At 70.0% G+C, this 18,055-nt stretch carries 18 protein-coding genes; 5 read left to right on the top strand and 13 right to left on the bottom strand.

Annotated features, from left to right (window positions below; genetic code table 11):
* The 3 genes from AC1DVT_RS04965 to AC1DVT_RS04975 all read left to right on the top strand — a co-directional run.
* Positions 1–301 (top strand): hypothetical protein (locus AC1DVT_RS04965; RefSeq protein ID WP_477387022.1); only part of this gene is annotated, 301 nt, incomplete at its 5' end.
* On the top strand, positions 285–602 hold the full coding sequence (locus AC1DVT_RS04970) for a hypothetical protein (RefSeq protein ID WP_477387024.1): 318 nt from the start codon (positions 285–287) through the stop codon (positions 600–602). The genes AC1DVT_RS04965 and AC1DVT_RS04970, both read left to right, overlap by 17 nt.
* A 47-nt stretch (positions 603–649) precedes the next feature.
* Positions 650–1,039 carry a hypothetical protein gene (locus tag AC1DVT_RS04975; RefSeq protein ID WP_477387025.1) on the top strand — a complete coding sequence of 130 codons (390 nt, stop codon included), beginning with the start codon at positions 650–652 and terminating at the stop codon, positions 1,037–1,039.
* 104 nt (positions 1,040–1,143) lie between these two features.
* Here the strand turns inward: AC1DVT_RS04975 and AC1DVT_RS04980 are convergent, their stop codons facing one another.
* The 11 genes from AC1DVT_RS04980 to AC1DVT_RS05030 all read right to left on the bottom strand — a co-directional run bounded on the left by AC1DVT_RS04980 (position 1,144) and on the right by AC1DVT_RS05030 (position 11,404).
* A complete protein-coding gene (locus tag AC1DVT_RS04980) occupies positions 1,144–2,532 on the bottom strand; it encodes a glycine--tRNA ligase (protein ID WP_477387027.1) in 1,389 nt (462 codons plus the stop codon).
* A gap of 128 nt (positions 2,533–2,660) precedes the next feature.
* A complete protein-coding gene (locus tag AC1DVT_RS04985; protein WP_477387029.1) occupies positions 2,661–3,035 on the bottom strand; it encodes a DUF4870 domain-containing protein in 375 nt (124 codons plus the stop codon).
* 51 nt (positions 3,036–3,086) lie between these two features.
* Entirely contained in the window at positions 3,087–4,097 is a 1,011-nt protein-coding gene (locus tag AC1DVT_RS04990) for a hypothetical protein (protein ID WP_477387031.1), read from the bottom strand.
* 14 nt (positions 4,098–4,111) lie between these two features.
* Positions 4,112–5,977 (bottom strand): substrate-binding and vWA domain-containing protein, encoded by a 1,866-nt coding sequence (locus AC1DVT_RS04995; RefSeq protein ID WP_477387033.1) that lies wholly within the window; start codon positions 5,975–5,977, stop codon positions 4,112–4,114.
* A 140-nt stretch (positions 5,978–6,117) separates the two neighbouring features.
* The gene (locus AC1DVT_RS05000; RefSeq protein WP_477387035.1) at positions 6,118–7,011 is read right to left on the bottom strand and encodes a hypothetical protein; all 894 of its coding nucleotides are present in this window, start codon (positions 7,009–7,011) and stop codon (positions 6,118–6,120) included.
* A 3-nt stretch (positions 7,012–7,014) separates the two neighbouring features.
* Complete coding sequence (gene menC / locus AC1DVT_RS05005; protein WP_477387037.1) at positions 7,015–8,148, bottom strand: o-succinylbenzoate synthase; 1,134 nt, start codon at positions 8,146–8,148, stop codon at positions 7,015–7,017.
* A gap of 31 nt (positions 8,149–8,179) precedes the next feature.
* A complete protein-coding gene (locus AC1DVT_RS05010; RefSeq protein ID WP_477387039.1) occupies positions 8,180–8,950 on the bottom strand; it encodes an isocitrate lyase/PEP mutase family protein in 771 nt (256 codons plus the stop codon).
* A gap of 59 nt (positions 8,951–9,009) precedes the next feature.
* Positions 9,010–9,420 (bottom strand): hypothetical protein, encoded by a 411-nt coding sequence (locus tag AC1DVT_RS05015; RefSeq protein WP_477387041.1) that lies wholly within the window; start codon positions 9,418–9,420, stop codon positions 9,010–9,012.
* Positions 9,421–9,448: 28 nt separating this feature from the next.
* The gene (locus AC1DVT_RS05020; protein WP_457099512.1) at positions 9,449–9,601 is read right to left on the bottom strand and encodes a hypothetical protein; all 153 of its coding nucleotides are present in this window, start codon (positions 9,599–9,601) and stop codon (positions 9,449–9,451) included.
* A 46-nt stretch (positions 9,602–9,647) separates the two neighbouring features.
* Positions 9,648–10,586, bottom strand: coding sequence for a cyclase family protein (locus AC1DVT_RS05025; protein WP_477387043.1), 939 nt, complete (start codon positions 10,584–10,586; stop codon positions 9,648–9,650).
* A 95-nt stretch (positions 10,587–10,681) separates the two neighbouring features.
* Positions 10,682–11,404: a GNAT family N-acetyltransferase gene (locus tag AC1DVT_RS05030; protein WP_477387045.1), complete on the bottom strand. Its 723-nt coding sequence runs from the start codon at positions 11,402–11,404 to the stop codon at positions 10,682–10,684.
* Positions 11,405–11,531: 127 nt separating this feature from the next.
* Between AC1DVT_RS05030 and AC1DVT_RS05035 the strand changes: the two genes are divergently transcribed.
* Positions 11,532–12,932: an MFS transporter gene (locus AC1DVT_RS05035; protein ID WP_477387070.1), complete on the top strand. Its 1,401-nt coding sequence runs from the start codon at positions 11,532–11,534 to the stop codon at positions 12,930–12,932.
* 53 nt (positions 12,933–12,985) lie between these two features.
* On the top strand, positions 12,986–14,521 hold the full coding sequence (locus AC1DVT_RS05040) for a peptide MFS transporter (RefSeq protein WP_477387047.1): 1,536 nt from the start codon (positions 12,986–12,988) through the stop codon (positions 14,519–14,521).
* Here AC1DVT_RS05040 and AC1DVT_RS05045 read toward each other — a convergent pair.
* A complete protein-coding gene (locus AC1DVT_RS05045; protein WP_477387049.1) occupies positions 14,502–17,228 on the bottom strand; it encodes a family 78 glycoside hydrolase catalytic domain in 2,727 nt (908 codons plus the stop codon). The genes AC1DVT_RS05040 and AC1DVT_RS05045 overlap by 20 nt on opposite strands.
* Positions 17,225–18,046: a nucleoside hydrolase gene (locus tag AC1DVT_RS05050; protein WP_457099517.1), complete on the bottom strand. Its 822-nt coding sequence runs from the start codon at positions 18,044–18,046 to the stop codon at positions 17,225–17,227. The genes AC1DVT_RS05045 and AC1DVT_RS05050 overlap by 4 nt, the downstream gene beginning before the upstream one ends.
* Positions 18,047–18,055 lie beyond the last annotated feature (9 nt).

Below are 18,055 nucleotides of genomic sequence, written 5' to 3' on the forward strand. Positions count from 1 at the left end.
GGCGGACCTCACCTCGCGCACGCACGGATCGACGCTCGAGCAGCTGCTCGAGCGACAGGGACTGCTCGACGACATGCCGGATGACTGGTACGACCCGGCTACCGAGGCCACCTGGCGGGCCGTGTCGGAGTCTCTCGCGCAGAACGCATCGGGAGACGTCCGGGCGTTCTTGGGCGACGTGCGCGAGCAGTCGGTGTGGAACGAGGTCGAGCTGCCGACCCTGATCGACAATCCGAATGTGACGTCCGTGACCGTCATCGATGCGCAAACAGGAGATGTTCTCTATGTCTACCGACGCTGACCGACCGTCTGGCGAGCTTCTCGCCGAGGCGATCGTCGCATTCACCGGTCGCGGAACCCGCAAGATCCCGACCGCCGACGAGGCTGCCGTGTTCGCGCTCGATCCAGAGCGCTTCGACGAAGTCATCGCCGCGGTGAAGGCGGTCCTGAAGGTTTCCGACTCGATCGTCGTCGATGAGAGCGACCGCAGCGAGGTGAAGGGTGCGGTCATCGCCAAGCACCGGGAGCTGCTCCCCCATCTGGACGATCGCGCGATCGACGCCCTCGTCTGGCGGTGGGGCTACATCACCTTCCACGGTTGACGTCAACGACGACTCAGCGAACTCGGCGTGTGAGACGGGAGTAACGGATGCCTCGCAGCAGCGTCGCGCTGACACAAACGCCGCTCAGCGGCGACGCCGTCGTGGCCGCGGCCGAAGCTGTGCGGTCGCAGAAGCTCGGCGCGGACGTCGAGGCGTTCGAGGCCCGCGTGCTCGATGAGGGCGCTGTGCTTCAGATCGTCGCCGGCGACGACGTGGTGCTGTCGGTGCTGCGGCCACGGCTGCTGCCCCGTCTCGACGAGGTGGAGCGGCTACTCCCCGGCGTCACACCGCCTGCCGGCACGTCCTGGTGGACCGACGCCTACACGCCGTGGCAGCCGCATGGTGCGATCGGCGTCGCGATCCTCGAGGCGGCGGCCCAGGCATCCGGCGGGATCGTCGTGCACCAGGGGCTCGCGCCCCAGCGCACTCCGCGCTGACGGCGCCGCTGTCGCGGCATCCGTTCCGAGGAGATCTCGAGTACTGAGGACGATCCGAGGGGAATTCGTCCTCCGAAGTGCGAATCTCCTCGGCTGGCGGGGAGCTATGCGCCCTTGAGGCGCTCGGCGAGGTAGGTCTGAAGGCCGTCGAGCGGGATGCGCTCCTGGTTCATCGTGTCGCGATCGCGCACGGTGACGGCGCGGTCCTCGAGCGAGTCGAAGTCGACCGTGACGCAGAACGGCGTGCCGATCTCGTCCTGGCGGCGGTAGCGGCGGCCGATGGCGCCGGCATCGTCGAAGTCGGTGTTCCAGCTCATTGCGCGCAGGTCATCAGCGAGGCCGCGCGCGATGGGCGAGAGGCTCTCGTTGCGCGACAGCGGCAGCACCGCGACCTTGACCGGTGCGATGCGCGGGTCGAGCGCGAGCACGGTGCGGGTGTCGGTGCCGCCCTTGGCGTTGGGCGCCTCCTCCTCGCGGTAGGCGTCCACGAGGAACGCCATCATCGCGCGGGTGAGTCCGAACGAGGGCTCGATGACGTACGGGAGGTACTTCTCGCCGCTGGCCTGATCGAAATAGGCGAGGCTCTGGCCCGAGGCATCCATGTGGCTCTTCAGGTCGAAGTCGGTGCGGTTGGCGACACCCATGAGCTCGCCCCACTCCTTGCCGGGGAACCCGAAGCGGTACTCGACGTCGATCGTGCCGGCGGAGTAGTGCGCCCGCTCGTGCTCGGGCACGTCGAAGCGCCGCAGGTTGCCCGGGTCGATGCCGAGGTCGATGAACCAGTTCCAGCACGCCTCGACCCAGTGGTCGAACCACTCGCCGGCTTCGGCGGGGGGCGTGAAGAACTCGATCTCCATCTGCTCGAACTCGCGCGTGCGGAAGATGAAGTTGCCCGGCGTGATCTCGTTGCGGAATGCCTTGCCGACCTGGCCGACGCCGAACGGCGGCTTCTTGCGTGCGGCCGTGACGACGTTCGCGAAGTTGACGAAGATGCCCTGCGCCGTCTCCGGGCGCAGGTAGTTCAGGCCGGACTCGTCGTCGACGACGCCGAGGTAGGTCTTCATCAGGCCGGAGAACGCCTTGGGCTCGGTCCACTGACCCTTGGTGCCGCAGTTCGGGCACGGGACATCCCCGAGTCCGTTCTCGGCGGTGCGACCCTTGCGGGCCTCGAAGTCCTCGACGAGGGTGTCGCCGCGGAACCGCTTGTGGCAGCTCAGGCACTCCACGAGCGGGTCGGTGAACGTCGCGACGTGACCGGATGCCTCCCACACGCGCTTCGGCAGGATCACCGAGGAGTCGAGGCCGACCATGTCGCCCCGGCCGCGCACGAACGTCTGCCACCACTGGCGGCGGATGTTCTCCTTCAGCTCGGTCCCGAGGGGGCCGTAGTCCCACGCCGAGCGGGATCCGCCGTAGATGTCTCCCGCCTGGAAGACGAACCCGCGGTGGCGGGCGAGGGCGATGACTTTGTCGAGGCGGGACTGCTCGGCCACGGTGGCTCCAATGGTCGGGTGGGAGGCGCGGAAATCGCGGGATGCCGCGGACTCGCGGCATCCGTCCAGTCTACCCAGCGGAATCCGAGCACCCTGAGCGAGCCGAGGGGCTCAGGGTGCCACCGCGGTCAGCTGACGAAGCGGATCGTGGCGGGGTACTGGTACCACTCGCCCCGGTTCGCCTTCACTGCAGCGATGATCGAGAAGACGACGCCGGCCAGCCAGGCCGCGAAGAGGATCACGAACCCGATCAGCACGACGGTGAGGAGGCCGCCGACGAAGCTCACGATCAGCAGGGTGAGCTGGAAGTTCAGTGCGGTGGCGGCGTAGCCGCGGACGAACGGCCCGCGATCCTTGAGCACCAGATACCMGACCAGTGGGGCGAGGAAGCCGAAGAACAGCCCGCCCAGCTGGATGAGCGTCGCCCACAGCTTCTCGTCGGCCGGGCTCATCGTCGGGACCGGCTGCGGAGGGCCGTACGGGGGATAGTTCGGGGAAGTCACCTCTGAAGGATAGGCGCGATCGCCGGCGTACTCGACCCCCTGAGGTCGGGCCTACTGCGGCTGGGGGTCGGAGTCGGAGGCCTGCCCGAACGCCCGGTCCCACTCCTGCAGCTCCTTGCGCCGCCCGATCAGCCCGTCGAGCGACACCTGGAAGTGCAGCCCCCGGCTGGCGTTGACCTGCTTGATGTTGCCCACGAGCTCGTCCGAGACGGCCGAGAGCGCGCCGCGCACCTCGAGCACCCGMTCGTCGGGGTCGTCCCAGAGGTGGGGGTGGGTGAGGATGTCGAGGAGGTAGTCGCGATCGAGCGCCGCCGAGAGCTTGCGCAGCTTGTCGTCGTACTCGACGGCGGCGATCCCCCGCTGGTCGGCGCCGCTGCGCTTGTCGAGCCGGGTGAACAGCTCGGTGACATTGCCGGCGATGACGGCGATCTCCTGGCCGGTCTGTGYGGCGACCGGGTTGCCCGCCGAACCGACGGCGGCGTACTCGCCGGCGAGCGTCTGCAGGGCGATCACGCGCGTGCGCAACGACTCGGGCAGCCGCCGGTCGGCGCGGGAATTCCGCGAGCGCACGATGGCGACCACGCCGATCCCGGCGGCCAGCAGCGCAGCGACCACGATCGCGAGGGCGACGACCACGCCGCCGCCGACACCGGCATCGGCCGGTGGGGGCGCGGAATCGGATGCCGCGACCACGCCCTGCACGGTCTGCGTCAGCCCCGCTTCCAGGGTGTCGGTCGCGTTCTCCGCCTCGTTCGCGATCCGCAGTGCCTCGCCCTCGGGGAKGACGTGGGAACCTGCCAGCAGATCGTCGCCGACGGCGACGATGATCGTGTCGTACTGGGTCTTGGCCGCGATCTCCGCGACGATCTCCGGGCCGGAGCCCTCGAGGCTCGCATTGTCGGAGAAGACCACAACCGCGATCGAGGCATCCGTCACCTGCTGCTCGAGCTGGGCGGTGAGCTCAGCCGATCCGCTCACCTCAGGGGAGACGTACACGTTGTCGCTCTGGAGTGCGGCGACGGCGTCGTCCACGTACCCCGCGGAAGCGGTGACAAGCTCCATCGGTCGCCAGCCGCCTAGAAGTTGTTGATGACGGAGGCGAACACGAGGTCGATGCGCGCAGGGTCCGACGCGTCGAACCACTGGCCGCCGGTGGCTTCGGCGATGCGCTGCAGCGCTCCGGTGTCCGCCCCTTCGCCATACGCGATCGGGAACACCCGGACCGGAGCGGCTTCATCACCTTCGCGGGCGGACTTGCCGATCTTCGCGACGAGGGAGTCCAGCGAGATCTTCGAGTCGGTGTCCTGCCCGTCGGAGAGCACCACGATGGCGTTGATGCGACCGGGTTCGGCGCGCTTGATCATCTCGTCGTAGGCCGCGGCGACGGCGTCGTACAGCGGAGTGCCCTGCCGGTTGACGAAGCGGAGGTCGTCGAGCGAGCTCCGCAGCGCCTCGCCGTCCGAGGCGAGGGGCGAGACCTCGCGGAGCACGGAGATGCCCTCGCCCTCGGGCGAGGACATGCCGGTCGTGAAGATCCAGATGCCGACCTCGTCGGTCGAGCGGAAGTGCCCGAGGGTCGACTGCGCGCCCTCGATCGCACCGTCGAGCTTGGACCGGCCATCGCCGATCGGGTCGTCCATCGATCCGGACACATCGACCACTTCGAGCACGGAGGAGGGCTTGCGGATCTGCGTCCACTGGTCGATCGCCGCGGACACCACGTCGACCTCGGGGCGCGGGAGCGTCACGGCCGGCTTGGCCGGGTCGACGCCATAGGCCTCGGTGAACAGGTCGCCGAGCGGCACCGACTCGTCGAGCGGGCGGAAGCCGTACTCGGGAAGGATCTCCTGCGCCGCCTCCGTCTGCAGGAAGGCGACGAACGCCGCGCCGGCGGTCGCCTGCTCGGCGGTGACCCAGTCGGCGCCGAGGACCGTGACGGGGTTGTCCGACCACATCGAGCCGCCCGAGGGGTAGACCGCGACGAGCTTCTCCTTCGGCGGGGTCAGCTTCTCGCCGGGCTGCACGGTGTGCGAGTCGGGGTTGCCCTGGTTGTAGTTCAGCAGCGAGGTCTCTTCCAGTGCGACCGCGGAGACGTATCCGGAGCCGCCGGCGCCGTTCTGCGTCTCGTCGTAGAGGGTGGCCAGCACCTTGCCGGTGGTGTCGCCGTAGTGGATCACGCACTCTTCGAACACGCGCGAGAAGTCCTCTGCCGCCGCGACGTCGTCGGTGGTGAGGTCGGCGGTCTTGCCGGAGGCCTCGTACGACTGCATGAGGATCGCCGAGAGCCCCGTGGTCGAGGTGTTCGGGTTGGTCTTGGAGATCTTGAACGAGCCCCACAGCGGCTTGCCGACGCTCCCCCAGCCGGCCGGGTCGGAGCACAGGCGCTCGAAGTCGGAGATCCCGATCTCGGCGCCGGGCCAGCCGAGCGCGCGCGCCATGGTCTCGGGCACACCGAACACGACCGGCGTGTGGGTGAACGACACCGGCTCGCCGACGAGGGCGGGCGAGGCCGCAGCCGCGACCCGTTCGGTCCACACGGTCGAGGCCGGTGACCAGAGACTCGGCCACCGTCGCTCGTTCTCATCCGGCCAGTCGCCGCCGGCAGTGAGGATCCGCGTCGCCTCACCGGAGGACACGTTGATGGGGCGCACCGTCGCGCAGGTGTCCAGGGCCGCCGCCTCCGGCGACCCCTTGAATGCCTTCGCCAGGGCGTCGAGCATGTTGACCTTCTCGGAGGATGTCGCGACCACGACGTTGGTGCAGCCGTCGTCGGCGAAGTCTCCGCCGCCCACCGTGTCGGGCTCGGCGTCCGAGCCGAAGCATCCGGTCAGCGACAGGAGCGCGGCCGCGATCACGGCTCCCACGGCCAGGGAGCGCCGATGCGATCCTGACGACGAGGAGCGGGTCGGACGGGTGGAAGTGGAAGGTCGGCCGGGAGCCATGCGTACAGCGTAAATCCCGCAGGTCCGCGGCGGGCACGGGATCCGTCGTGGCCGGTGCGAGCGGAGCATCGGTCCCTGAGCCAGTCGAAGGGTCCGATGCGCAGCGCCGGACGCTTCGACAAGCTCAGCGACCGGCTCGGTCAGCCGCCGAAGCCGCACCAGGCGGCGACCCAGGTGAGGATCCTGCCGCGCAGGTCCGCGGGCGCGGCGAGCTCGATCTCGCCCGGATCGCCCTCCACTTCGACCGCGAGCGTGAAGATCGTGCCGCGCTTGTCCTCCTGCACCGCGTGCGGATCGCAGCGCAGCGGCACGAGCGGGAGCGACACCACCACGGCGTCGGTGTCGGCAGCGCTGACCTCGAGGTCGAGGGTGTGCGTGTCGGCCGTGTCGCCGGCCCCCTGCCCGAACGTGAGCAGGTTGGTCGTCTGGATGCCGCGGATCACGGCTCCTGCCGCACCGGTGGGCCGGATCGTGAGTTCGAGCGAGGCCGGCGTGCCCGCCGGCGACGGCGTGAATCCGGTGAAGGCGAGGTCCGCGGCCTTCGCGAGCAGCGCCGCACGGCACTCGCGCTCGTGCAGCGGCGCCACGAATCCGACGGGATCGGGGAGCGGCGCCGTCACCTCGACGCTTTCGCCGCCGGTCGAATAGTCGAACGTGACGGATGCCTCGGCATCGGCATCCGCGTCCACCCCGGCACCCGCGCAGGCGGCCGCGGGCAGCTGCACCCGGATGTCCACGGTGCTGCCGGCGGCGACCCGGCTGTCGCGCTCGACCACCCGCACCGCGGGGCCGTCGAACCGCGGGTCCGCCACCCGAACCGATCCGATCGTGAGCACGTCGTCCGTGCCGTTGACGATCTCGACATTCGCCTGGCGGGCGGCGACGTCCGACCTCAGCTGCACGAAGGCGACCGTGACCCCATCGGGCAGCGCCGTCGCTCGGCCGGAGGGCGCGGCATCCGGAGCATTCGCGGCACAGCCGGCCAGCACGAGGACAAGCGCGACCGCCGCCGAGACTCCGATTCGCCGCCGCACGCGCTACCGCCGCACCAGCACCCGCAGGGCCGTGAAGTCGTCGAGCGCGACCTGGTCGATCTCGACGCCGAGCCCGGGGCCGGTCGGCACCCGCACATGCCCGTCCTCGAGCACGGCCGGCTCGGTCACGATGTCGCGGTGGTAGAACCGGCTCGACGCCGACACATCCCCCGGGAGCGTGAAGCCCGGCAGGGCTGCCAGCGCGGCGTTCGCCGCACGCCCGATGCCGGTCTCGAGCATGCCGCCGCACCAGACCGGGATCGCGGCATCCCGGCACAGATCGTGGATGCGCACGGCTTCGAGGTAGCCGCCGACTCGGCCCGCCTTGATGTTGATGACGGATGCCGCGCCCAGCGCGAGCGCATCCCGGGCGGCCTTGACCGACGTGATCGACTCGTCGAGGCAGACCGGCGTCGTCAGGTGGCGGGCGAGGGTGGCATGGTCGACGATGTCGTCCTCCTGCAGGGGCTGCTCGATGAGGAGGAGGTCGAAGCGATCGAGCTCGACGAGCGTCTCGATGTCGGCGAGCGTGTAGGCGGAGTTGGCGTCGACCTGGAGGGGGATGGCGCCGAATGCCTCGCGGACGGCCGCGGTGTCGCCGATATCGCGTCCGGGTTTGATCTTGATCTTGATCCGCACGTAGCCCTCGTCGAGGTACCCGCGGATCACCTCCACGAGCGCAGCCGGGTCGCGCTGGATCCCGACGCTCACGCCGCTCGGCACCCGGTCGTGGACCGCGCCGAGGTATTCACCGAGCGGGCGGCCTTCGGCGCGCAGCGCCGCGTCGAGCACGGCCAGTTCGAGCCCCGCCTTGGCCATGCGATGACCGACGAACGGATGCAGCACGCCCGCGACGTCCTCGGGCGCGAGCGCGGGGCGATCGAGAAGCGCCGGGATGAGCCAGCGGGTCGCGACATCCCATGCTCCCTGCGTGTACTCGCTGGAGTACAGCGGCGACTCGCCCGTCACGATCTCGCCCCAGCCGTCGCCGTCGGCGGTCAGCGCGCGCACCACGATCACCTCGCGCACCGTCTCGGTGCCGAAAGAGGTCGTGAACGGCGAGACGAGCGGGATCTGCAGCACCCGCAGCTCGAAACCTTCAAGGGTCACGGATGCCGCGGCTCGGGCGATGGGCATGCGCTCAGGCTACGCCCGGCCCGTGCGCCGGTCAGTTCAGGGCGCGAGTGCCGGCCGGGATGCCGCCCCCGGCGTGAATGGCGCGCACGAGGTCCTGCAGCGCCGTGAGCGCGACCCGCTGCGGCGCCGGGCCGTACGAGACGCGCGCGACGCCGAGTTCCTCGAGCTTCGCGAGCGAAGGGCCCCCTGCCCCGATGACCGAGAGCTTGCGCGGACCGAAGGCCTCGACGAGCGTGCGGATCTGCTCCTCGTCGAGCTTGCCCGGCACGAACACCACGGGTGCGCCGGCCTCGATGTAAGCCTGACCGCGGGTCACGGCATCCGCGAGATTCTCCTCCGGCGTGCGGTCGCGCCCGCGGACGAACGCGTCGGTGCGGGCGTTGAGCACGAACCGGATGCCCTCGGACTCGCCGGCGGCGAGCGCCGCCTCGACACCGCGGACGGCTTCGTCGAGGGGCTTCAGCTGGTCTTCGATGTTCGCGCCGACGACGCCCACGTTGATCGCGCGGCGGATCGTCTCGCCGATGTCGCCGTAGCCGGCTTCCAGGTCGGCGGACACCGGCAGGTCGGTGGCCTGCACGATGCGCTGGATGGCGTCGAGGTGCAGGTCGAGCGGGATCTGCTCGCCGTCCTCGTAGCCGAAGCTCGCGGCGATGGAGTGGCTCGCCGTGGCGAGCGCCTGGGTGCCCGGCTCGCCGGCGACGACCTTCGCCGAGATCGGGTCCCACACGTTCACGACGGTGAGGAGCTCAGGGGCTTCGTGCAGGTCGAGGAGGCGCCGTGCCTTGTCGTGGATCGTCATGCGTCCAGTCAAGCGCGGGAGGCGCGAATCGTCACGGGGGTTGACGCTCTGTGACGGACTCACCCCCAGGGCGACGCGCCGGACTCTCCGTCGCGCCGCGGCCGCAGCGTCGCGGGCGCGGGCCACGGCAGTTCGAAACGCTGCACCGGCACGTCGATCGCCCCGAAGTCGTCGGTCTGGATCACGACCCGTCCCGCGTCGGCGCGACGCGGCGGGCTCACCTCGACCAGCTTCACCCGGAGCGGCTCGGCGTCCGGGCGCTCCAGCATCCAGATCTCCGCGAGCCAGGAGAGTCCGCGGGCATCGAGCACCGCTTCGGCGTCGAGCCAGTCGAGGACATCGGATGCCGCGCGCCCGAGCAGGTCGACCGCGATCCACTGGTCGGCGCCGACGGCTTCGGACGCTGGCCGGATCCAGCCGAGCAGCTCGCCGTCGTCGCGGCGATGCGGGGTCCAGTCGTCCGGGATCACGGGGCCAGGGTACCGGCCATGCTCCGGGTCAGTGCGCGAAGATGCCGGCCCGCGGAGGCTCGGGGACCGCGAGGAACGATGCGCGTGCCGCGCGCGGCTGGTGGCGCCGCCACGCCAGCGTGTGCCGGTGCAGCAGCACGTAGCGCCATTCGGCGATCCGGGTCTCGATGTTCTCTCGCATGATGTCCTCCTGGAGTGGAGGAGGCGAGAGGGGCGACTCAGATACCTCAGCCGGCGAGCTCGGCGAAGGCGCGCACCGGGAACGTGCCGAAGTCCTCGACCGCGGGAGGGGCGGCGGTGAACCGGGCGCCCTGCGGGGGGAGCGCGCCGAGATTGGTCAGGTGCTCGACCACGTGCACCCCGGCGGCGAGCAGCAGCGAGTGCGCGGGACGCTCGCCGCCCGACTCGGTGTCGTCGATGTTCAGCGAGTCGATGCCCACGAGCACGACCCCGGCGTCGATCAGGTGCTGCGCACCCTCGGCCGTCAGGAACGGAGCGCCCTTCGCGTAATCGGGCTGACCGAACCAGCGGTCGAACCCGGTGTGCAGCAGCACCGCCGACCCGCGCACCTCGCGATCGGCGAGGGTCTCGGGACGGATGCCGCGCCGCTCCGGGGTCCATGCGTCTTCGAGGTGGAAGACCTCGGCGCGCAGCCCGACGAGGGTCGAGAGGTCGAGGCCCGCGAGGTCGGGTCCCTCGGCGTAGCGGTGGAAGGGCGAGTCGAGGTAGGTGCCGGTGTTGCCGATCATCGTGATGACGTCCATCGCGAACTCGGTGCCGGGCGCGTACTTCGCTCGCGAATCCTCGCGGGTGAGATGCGGCGTGATGGTCGGTGCGGGCAGCCCCGGATACGTCACGAGCCCCGCCCGGATCGGGTGGCTGAGGTCGACGATGCGGGTCTGGGTCGCGGCATCCGTCCCCTCCGTCTCCGGCGTCACGGCGATGCCCCGGCTGCCGCGGTGCGGCTCCTCGACGATCCGCAGCCCCCGCAGCTGCACGTCGTCGACGAGCGCGAGCCCGAGGTGCTGCACGAGCAGCCGGCCGATCGCGGCCTCGTCGAGGTCGGCGCTCGGCACATCGAGGCGGAACGCGGTGCCGCTCAGCTCACCCCCGTTGGCGAACGACAGGTCGAAGTCGAAGTGGGCGCGAAAGTCCGGGCTGGCCATGCGCTCGAGCCTAGGACGGGCGGATGCCGCGACTCCTCCGATCCTCGGAGAATGGCACCTTTCCTGACCGGTCGGCAGGATCCCTCCGCCCCGGCTCAGGACGCGCGCACGAACAGATAGCCCCGTTCGTCGTCGAACCCGCCGACGGTCAGACCCGCTTCGCGGTGGCCGAGGAAGCCCTCGCGGACGCGCACGCGCCAGCCCGCGGCATCCGTCGGCGATTCCCGACGCAGCGCCTCGATGTCGTGGGGCACCGCTACGGTCGCGACCACCAGGTCGTCGGACGGCGTCGGCACGGGCGGCGAGGCCAGCGACCACGTGACGAGGATGCGGTCGGACTCGTCGCCGCGGTTGACTCCGTCGTCCATGGGGCCGTAGCGGTTGACGAAGTAGTCCGTGAAGCGCGTGCCGAGCACCCGCAGGTTGAAGTGGGCGTTGCGTGCCACGAGCGGGTCGAAGGTCCACGTGATGTGGCCGACTTCGCGCGCGAAGGCCCACTCGCGCTGGTGCTGCTTGAGCAGGCGCCCGAGGCCATGACGCTGGTACTCGGGCAGGACGCCGGTGATGTGCGAGTGCATCGACCGGGTGGCCGGAGGGCCGAAGAACCCGACCGAGGCTCCGATGATCCGGTCGCCGTCGTAGAGGCCGACGACGTAGTTGCCCGAATAAGCAAGCGCGGCGACCAGATTCGGCGGCATCCCGCCGCGGTCACCGCCCCACACGTCGCGCAGCACCGCCGCGGCGGCGAAGGCCTCGTCGACCGTGTCGAGCGTGCGGATCTGGATGCCGGGGGGCGTGTCGACGTGCGGGTCGGGCATGCGCCCACCCTACAACTGGGGCCCCCGCGACCCCTGCCGCGCCCGTGCGACCCGTGCCCCTCCAGCGCGCCGATAGCCTGGAGCGATGGCTCCAGGGGACGAGAACGCACGCAGGCGACTCACCCGGATGCCTCGGCAGGGCGCCATCGTCGCGGTCCTGGCCGTTGCAGGGCTGGCCTCGTCGTTCATGTTCACGCTCGTCGTGCCGATCCAAGCGCGGCTCCCCGAACTGCTGAACGCGAGTCGTGAGGACACCGCGTGGGTCGTCACCTCGACCCTGCTGGCGGCCGCGGTCATCACCCCGATCTCAGGGCGCCTCGGCGATATGTACGGCAAGCGGCGCGTCGTGCTGGCGCTGCTCGCACTCATGGTGTTCGGCTCGGTCATCGCCGCGATCTCGCCCGGCATCGTCGGCGTCGTCATCGGTCGCACCTTCCAAGGCGCCGTGACCGGCGTCATCCCGCTCGGCATCTCGATCCTTCGGGACGTCCTGCACGAAGACCGCGTCGACTCGGCGATCGCCCTGATCAGCGCGACGCTCGGCGTCGGGGGCGCGCTGGGCCTGCCGATCAGCGCCCTCATCACGCAGTACGCCGACTGGCACGTGCTGTTCTGGGTCGCCGCAGGACTCGGCGTCGTGGTGTTCCTGCTCGTGGTGTGGATCGTGCCGGAGAGTGTGCTGCGCACGGCGGGAAAGTTCGACTTCATCGGCGCGACCGGTCTCGCGATCGGTCTCGTCGGCATCCTGCTCGCGATCTCGCGCGGCAACGTGTGGGGCTGGACGTCGGCGCCCGTGCTCCTCTGCGGGCTCGGCGGCCTTGCGGTGCTGCTCGTATGGGGCTGGTACGAGCTGCGGATCGCCGAGCCGCTGCTCGACCTGCGCGTCGCCGCCCGGCGGCCGGTGCTGCTCACCAACATCGCCTCGATCGCGATGGGGTTCTCGCTGTTCGCATCGAACGTCGCCTACCCCCAGATGCTCGAGCTGCCAATCGCGGTGGGCGGGTTCGGGCTGTCGCTCCTGGCCGCGAGCCTGGTGATCATGCCCGCCGGGATCGTGATGATGGTGCTCTCGCCGTTCTCCGGTCGGCTCGCCCGCACGATCGGTCCTAAGGTGCTGCTCGTCGGCGGCGCGGTCGCGCTGATCGTCGCGTACAGCTTCACGCTGCTCTTCTCCACCGAGGTGTGGCAGATCCTGGTGGCGAACTTCATCATCGGCATCGGCATCGGGCTCGGCTACGCGGCGATGCCGATGCTCATCATGCGCTCGGTGCCGCAGTCCGAGACCGGCGCTTCGAACGGCCTCAACGCGCTGTTCCGCTCGCTCGGCACGAGCTCGGCGGCGGCCGTCATCGGCGCGGTGCTGGCGACCTTCACGATCGCCCAGGGCGACACTCAGGTGCCCTCTCCGACCGCGTTCCACGTGTCGTTCATCCTCGGCGGGTTCGCGGCGATCGTCGCCTTCGCGGTGGCGCTGTTCATCCCGCCGCATCGCGCACCGCAGGAGCGGCATCCGTCCCTCCGCGAGTGATTTCCGGCGCGGGGGACTGTCGCAGGCGCGACGGGTCCCACTAGCCTGACGCCATGAGCGACCCAGGTGGAAACCCAGAAGAGATCCCGGTCGGCCCGCCTGACGCCCCGCCCCACGGAGCCGGGACGGCGGTCGATCCGGAGAGCGGCGGCGACCAGGACACCCGGTTCTTCGGGCAGCCGCGAGCCCTCGCGACCGTCTTCGGCGTGGAGCTGTGGGAGCGGTTCAGCTTCTACGGCATGCAGGGCATCCTGCTCCTCTACATGTACTACTCGGTCACCGAGGGCGGCCTCGGGATGGACAAGGCCATCGCGACCGGGATCGTCGGCGCGTACGGCGGCACCGTCTATCTCTCGACGATCCTCGGGGCGTGGGTCGCGGACCGGCTGCTCGGGTCGGAGCGCGTGCTGTTCTACAGCGCGATCGTCATCATGCTGGGGCACATCGTGCTCGCGGTGCTGCCGAGCGTGTGGGGACTCGGGATCGGCCTCATCCTCGTCGCCGTCRGCTCCGGCGGTCTGAAGGCGAACGCGACGTCGGTGGTCGGGACGCTGTACACCCCGAAGGACACCCGACGAGACGCCGGATTCTCGATCTTCTACCTCGGCATCAATGTCGGCGCTTTCCTCGGCCCGCTCCTGACCGGATTCGCGCAGAYCAACTACGGGTTCCACTGGGGCTTCGGCATCGCCGCGGTCGGCATGGGCATCGGCCTCACCCAGTACTCGTTCGGCCGCAAGAACCTCCCCGCATCGTCGCGCATCGTCTCGAACCCGCTCCCCCGGCGCCTGTACCTGGCGGTCGCGGGCATCGGGATCGCCGGCATCGCGGTCATCGTCGTACTGGTGCTGCTCGAGGTCATCCGCGCCGACAACCTGGCCGGCGTCGTCATCATCTTCACCCTGATCGCGGCGGTCGCCTACTTCGGCGTGATCATCTCGTCGAAGCACATCGACGGGACCGACCGGTCGCGCGTCTTCGGCTTCATCCCGCTGTTCATCGTGAACGTGGGCTTCTGGTCGCTCTACCAGCAGCAGTTCACGGTGCTGACGATCTACTCCGACGAGCGCCTGGATCGCACGGTCCTCGGCTGGGAGATGCCGGTCTCGTGGATCAACTCGATCAACCCGATCTTCGTCATCATCCTCTCGGGCGTGTTCGCCGCGATCTGGACGAAGCTCGGCACCCGTCAGCCGTCGGCGCCGGTCAAGTTCTCCCTCGGCGCGATCGTCATGGGAATCGCGTTCCTGCTCTTCCTGCCGTGGGCGAACGGTGCACCGAACTCGACGCCGCTGCTGGCAATCATCCTCATCCTGTTCGTGTTCACGATCGCGGAGATGTTCATCTCGCCTCCGGGTCTGTCGGTGACGACCAAGCTCGCCCCCGCGCGCTTCCACACCCAGATGGTTGCGCTGTACTTCCTTTCGGTGTCGCTCGGCACGAGCATCGCCGGCTGGCTGGCGCAGTTCTACGACCCGACCAACGAGGTGCCCTATTTCACGATCCTCGGCTTCATCGCGATCATCCTCGGCGTCGCGCTGCTGTTCAGCGTGAAGCCGGTGCTCAAGCTCATGAAGGGTGTGCGCTGACCCGCACCTCGTGGGTGGAGGTGCCAGCGGGCAGTGCCACGCGCTCGCCCGCGACGAGCTCCGCTGCGACTCCGAAAGGCACGGTGACGATGACGGATGCTGTCGCCCCGGCGCGCCGCCATTCGACAGCAAGCTCGCCGTAGGGTGTGCCAACGTGCGCCTTCACGTGGTCGACGCCTGCCTCGAAGTCGGGCTCGATCACCGCGGTCCGGAAGCCGGGAGAGGTCGAGCGAATGCCGGCGACCCGGCGGTAGAGCCAGTCGTCGACGCTGCCCGGTGCGTAGTGGTTGAAGGACATGGCACGAATCTCGCCCTCCGGCGAGATTGCGTCCCATGCCTCCCAGATGGTCGTGGCGCCCCGGTCCACCTCGTAGAGCCAGGACGGCATCTCGGACTGCCAGAGCAGCGTCCTGGCGACCTCCGGATAGCCGTGGTCGCACAGCACGTCGAGCAGGTACGGGGTCGAGAGGAAACCGGTGTCGAGGCGGTCTCCTCGTGCGTGGATGAGCTCGACGAGCCTGGCCGCGGCCCGCCCGCGAAGGCCGGCGGGCACCATGTGGAACGCCAGCGCAAGGACGTAGAGGCCCTGGAGCCGCACCGGGAGATCGCCGCTCTCATCGACGTACTCGGCGGCGAAGGCGGCGCGGACGGCTGAGGCACGGTCGGCGAGGGCCGCGGCATCGGTCTCTCTTCCCAGTAGTGCGGCGATGCGCGACGCGAGCGTGAGCGTGTGGGCCTGGAACATCGGCGCCAGGTACTCGCTCGTCAGCGCCGGAGCGATGGCGAGCGCCTCGTGGATCGGGCGGCCCTCCATGGTGGACGGAGTGAGCCAGTCGCCGAAGTGCTCGCCGGTGTTGAAGAGCAGCGCCTGGGCCGCGCGGCGCTCGGGCGGCAGGTCGTCGGCGAGCTCAGGGGGCAGTCCGGCTGCCGCGGTCGATCGCTGGTACTCGACCCAGCGCAGCATCGCGTCGTAGTTCTCCTCGAGCACCCGGCGGTCGCCGGTGCGCTCGTAGAGGGTCCACGGCACGATGGCGATCGCGTCGCTCCAGCCCGCGGCCGCGACGATCGACCCGATGCCCTGGGCGGTCGCAGCGGCTTCGGCGTCGAACGGCGAGCGCGGGGAGAAGATCGGGATGCGCCCATCGGGTAGCTGATCGGCACGGAGGTTCTCCAGCCAGCGGGAGAGGAAAGGCACCACCTGGGCGTTGTTGGTCGCGGCGCCCACGAAGGCCTGGAGGTCGCCGGTCCAGCCAGCCCGCTCGCGCTGCGGGCAGTCGGTGGGAATGGAGAGGAAGTTGCCCCGCTGACTCCAGACGACGTTGTCGTGCAGGCGGTTCAGCCGAGCATCGGACGAGCGGAACGACCCGGTCTGCTCGAGGTCGCTCGCGATGACCACCCCGGTGATGTCCTCACGGCGAAGGGCACTCGAGAGCCCGCTGATCCGGGCATATCGGAAGCCGTGGAAGGTGAACTCGGGCTCCCACTCGTCGTCGCCGCCCGCCGAGATGAAGACGTCGGTCTGCTCCTTGTTGATGCCGACGATGTTCGCGAACCACGAGCCGTCGGCGGCGAGCGTCTCGGTGTGCTCCAGGACGATCCGCTGGCCGGGCGTCGTCCCGCGCACGCGGAGGCGCACCCGGCCGACGAGCACCTGGCCGAAGTCGACGATCGCGCCCTCGGCCGTGGCGAGCACCGAGACCGCCGGCAGTTCCTGCACCCGTCGGATCGGCTCCCCGGCGAAGGGTCGGAGGACCGCATGGTCGCGACCGACCTCGGTGACCGGCATCCAGTCACTGTCATCGAACCCTGGCCGGTCCCACCCTGCGCGGCTCGCACGGCGGTCGAAACGCTCGCCCACGAACAGGTCGGCATACGTCCACGGGCCGGTCGCGCTGCGGACCTCGGCTCCGGATGCCACGACCTCGGTCACCCCGTCGGCATAGTCGAGGTGCAGCTGCCAGATCGCCGACGTGCGCGTGCCGAACTGCGCGCTGGACCCCGTGAGGCCGAGGCGGCCCGCCCACCAGCCGTCGGCGAGCGCGATGCCCAGCACGTTCTCGCCCTCGGAGAGCAAGGCGGTGACGTCGTACGACTGCACTGAGATGCGGTGCTCGTACGCGTCCGAGCCGGGCGCGAGCACCTGGTCGTCGGCCCGCTCGCCGTTCACGAACGCGGAGTATCCTCCCCGAGCGGTCGCGTACAGGCGGGCGCGAGCGAGGGCGCCGCGCACGTCGAACGACTGCCGCAGGAGCTGCAGGGGACGCAGCCGGTCCTCGGGCGCAGTGTCGGGGCCGAAGCCGCGGATCCAGTCGACGATGCTCCAGCGCTCGACGACGGCGTCCTGCTGCTCGGGCTCGACCCAGGCGGCCACCCAGTCGCCGGCATCCAGGAGTGCCGTCTCGAAGGTCGATTCCGCCCACGGGGTCCACCGGTCACCCGAGCGGCTGCGCACACGCCAGGTGTACCGGGTGTTCGAGGTGAGCCGTTCTCCGGCGTACTCGACGAGCGAGGTCTCGCGGCTCTCGACGGGCCCGCTCGTCCACACAGCGCCGGCTCCGGTGTGCACCGAGAGTTCGTACGCTTCCTGTGCGTGGTCGACGATCCACGAGAACCGCGGCGCGCGGCTGCCGATGCCGACCGGCGCGCGCAGGTACTCGACCCGGAGATCGCGAGGCTCGGGACGGATGCCGGGCAGGATGGGCTTCACGGAGCTCGTCCGTCTTCATCCTGGTGATGGAGACTCAGCTTGGCGAGCAGGTCTCCCCAGAGCAGGCGCATGTCGATCTCAGTGACGATGCGGCTGGTACCCGGCCGGAAGCCGGGGTCGAGCCCCGCTACCGCGGCGAGCGCGCCGTCTCCGAGGGTGATGACGCCATGCAGCGTGACGAACGCCGGAAGGTCGAGCAGGCGCTCGGCGAGCCAGCCGCCGGGGTACGACGAGTGGGCGAGCCCCGAACGGACCTCTGCGACCGAGACGCGCATGCGCTCATAGGTCTCGAGCGGAATCTGCACCACCGGAATGCCCGAGGCGAGGACGGATGCCGCAGCGGAGGGGGCGGTGTCCCTGTTGTACTCCGGAGCATCATTCAGGCTCCCGCCGATCCACACGAGGGTTACGCGTTCGCGGAGCGCCGGCTCGAGAGCGAGCGCCGCCGCCACATTGGTCAGCGGCCCACCGCAGAGGATCGCGAGCGGCACGTCGGACTCCGCCAGGCACACCTCCACGATCGCCCGTGCAGCCGGTGAAGGCTCATCCCTCGGGGCGAAGTCCTCCGCACCGCCCACGACGTCGTGATCGGTCGAGCCCAGCACCTCGAGCAGAGCGTGCGCGGCCCGCGCCCCGAGGGATGCGGTCGCCGAGGCATCCACCCCCGCGAGATGGGCGAGCACCGGATCGACCGGGGTGCAGGTGATCAGCTCGACCTGCACATCATCGGTCAGCAGCACGTGCGCGAGCGAGACGAGCCCGTCGGGGTCGCCGGCGAAGTCGTTGTCGACGATCACGCGCCATCGCGGGGTGACCATGTGTGCTCC

This window comes from Microbacterium sp. P2_F9, assembly GCF_056403635.1.

Bases quoted from the DNA above. Each gene is read 5' to 3' on its own strand.
- AC1DVT_RS04970 (WP_477387024.1), top strand. From the start codon at position 285: ATGTCTACCGACGCTGACCGACCGTCTGGCGAGCTTCTCGCCGAGGCG.
- AC1DVT_RS04975 (WP_477387025.1), top strand. From the start codon at position 650: ATGCCTCGCAGCAGCGTCGCGCTGACACAAACGCCGCTCAGCGGCGAC.
- AC1DVT_RS04995 (WP_477387033.1), bottom strand. From the start codon at position 5,977: ATGGCTCCCGGCCGACCTTCCACTTCCACCCGTCCGACCCGCTCCTCG.
- menC (WP_477387037.1), bottom strand. From the start codon at position 8,148: ATGCCCATCGCCCGAGCCGCGGCATCCGTGACCCTTGAAGGTTTCGAG.
- AC1DVT_RS05010 (WP_477387039.1), bottom strand. From the start codon at position 8,950: ATGACGATCCACGACAAGGCACGGCGCCTCCTCGACCTGCACGAAGCC.
- AC1DVT_RS05020 (WP_457099512.1), bottom strand. From the start codon at position 9,601: ATGCGAGAGAACATCGAGACCCGGATCGCCGAATGGCGCTACGTGCTG.
- AC1DVT_RS05025 (WP_477387043.1), bottom strand. From the start codon at position 10,586: ATGGCCAGCCCGGACTTTCGCGCCCACTTCGACTTCGACCTGTCGTTC.
- AC1DVT_RS05030 (WP_477387045.1), bottom strand. From the start codon at position 11,404: ATGCCCGACCCGCACGTCGACACGCCCCCCGGCATCCAGATCCGCACG.
- AC1DVT_RS05035 (WP_477387070.1), top strand. From the start codon at position 11,532: ATGCCTCGGCAGGGCGCCATCGTCGCGGTCCTGGCCGTTGCAGGGCTG.
- AC1DVT_RS05050 (WP_457099517.1), bottom strand. From the start codon at position 18,046: ATGGTCACCCCGCGATGGCGCGTGATCGTCGACAACGACTTCGCCGGC.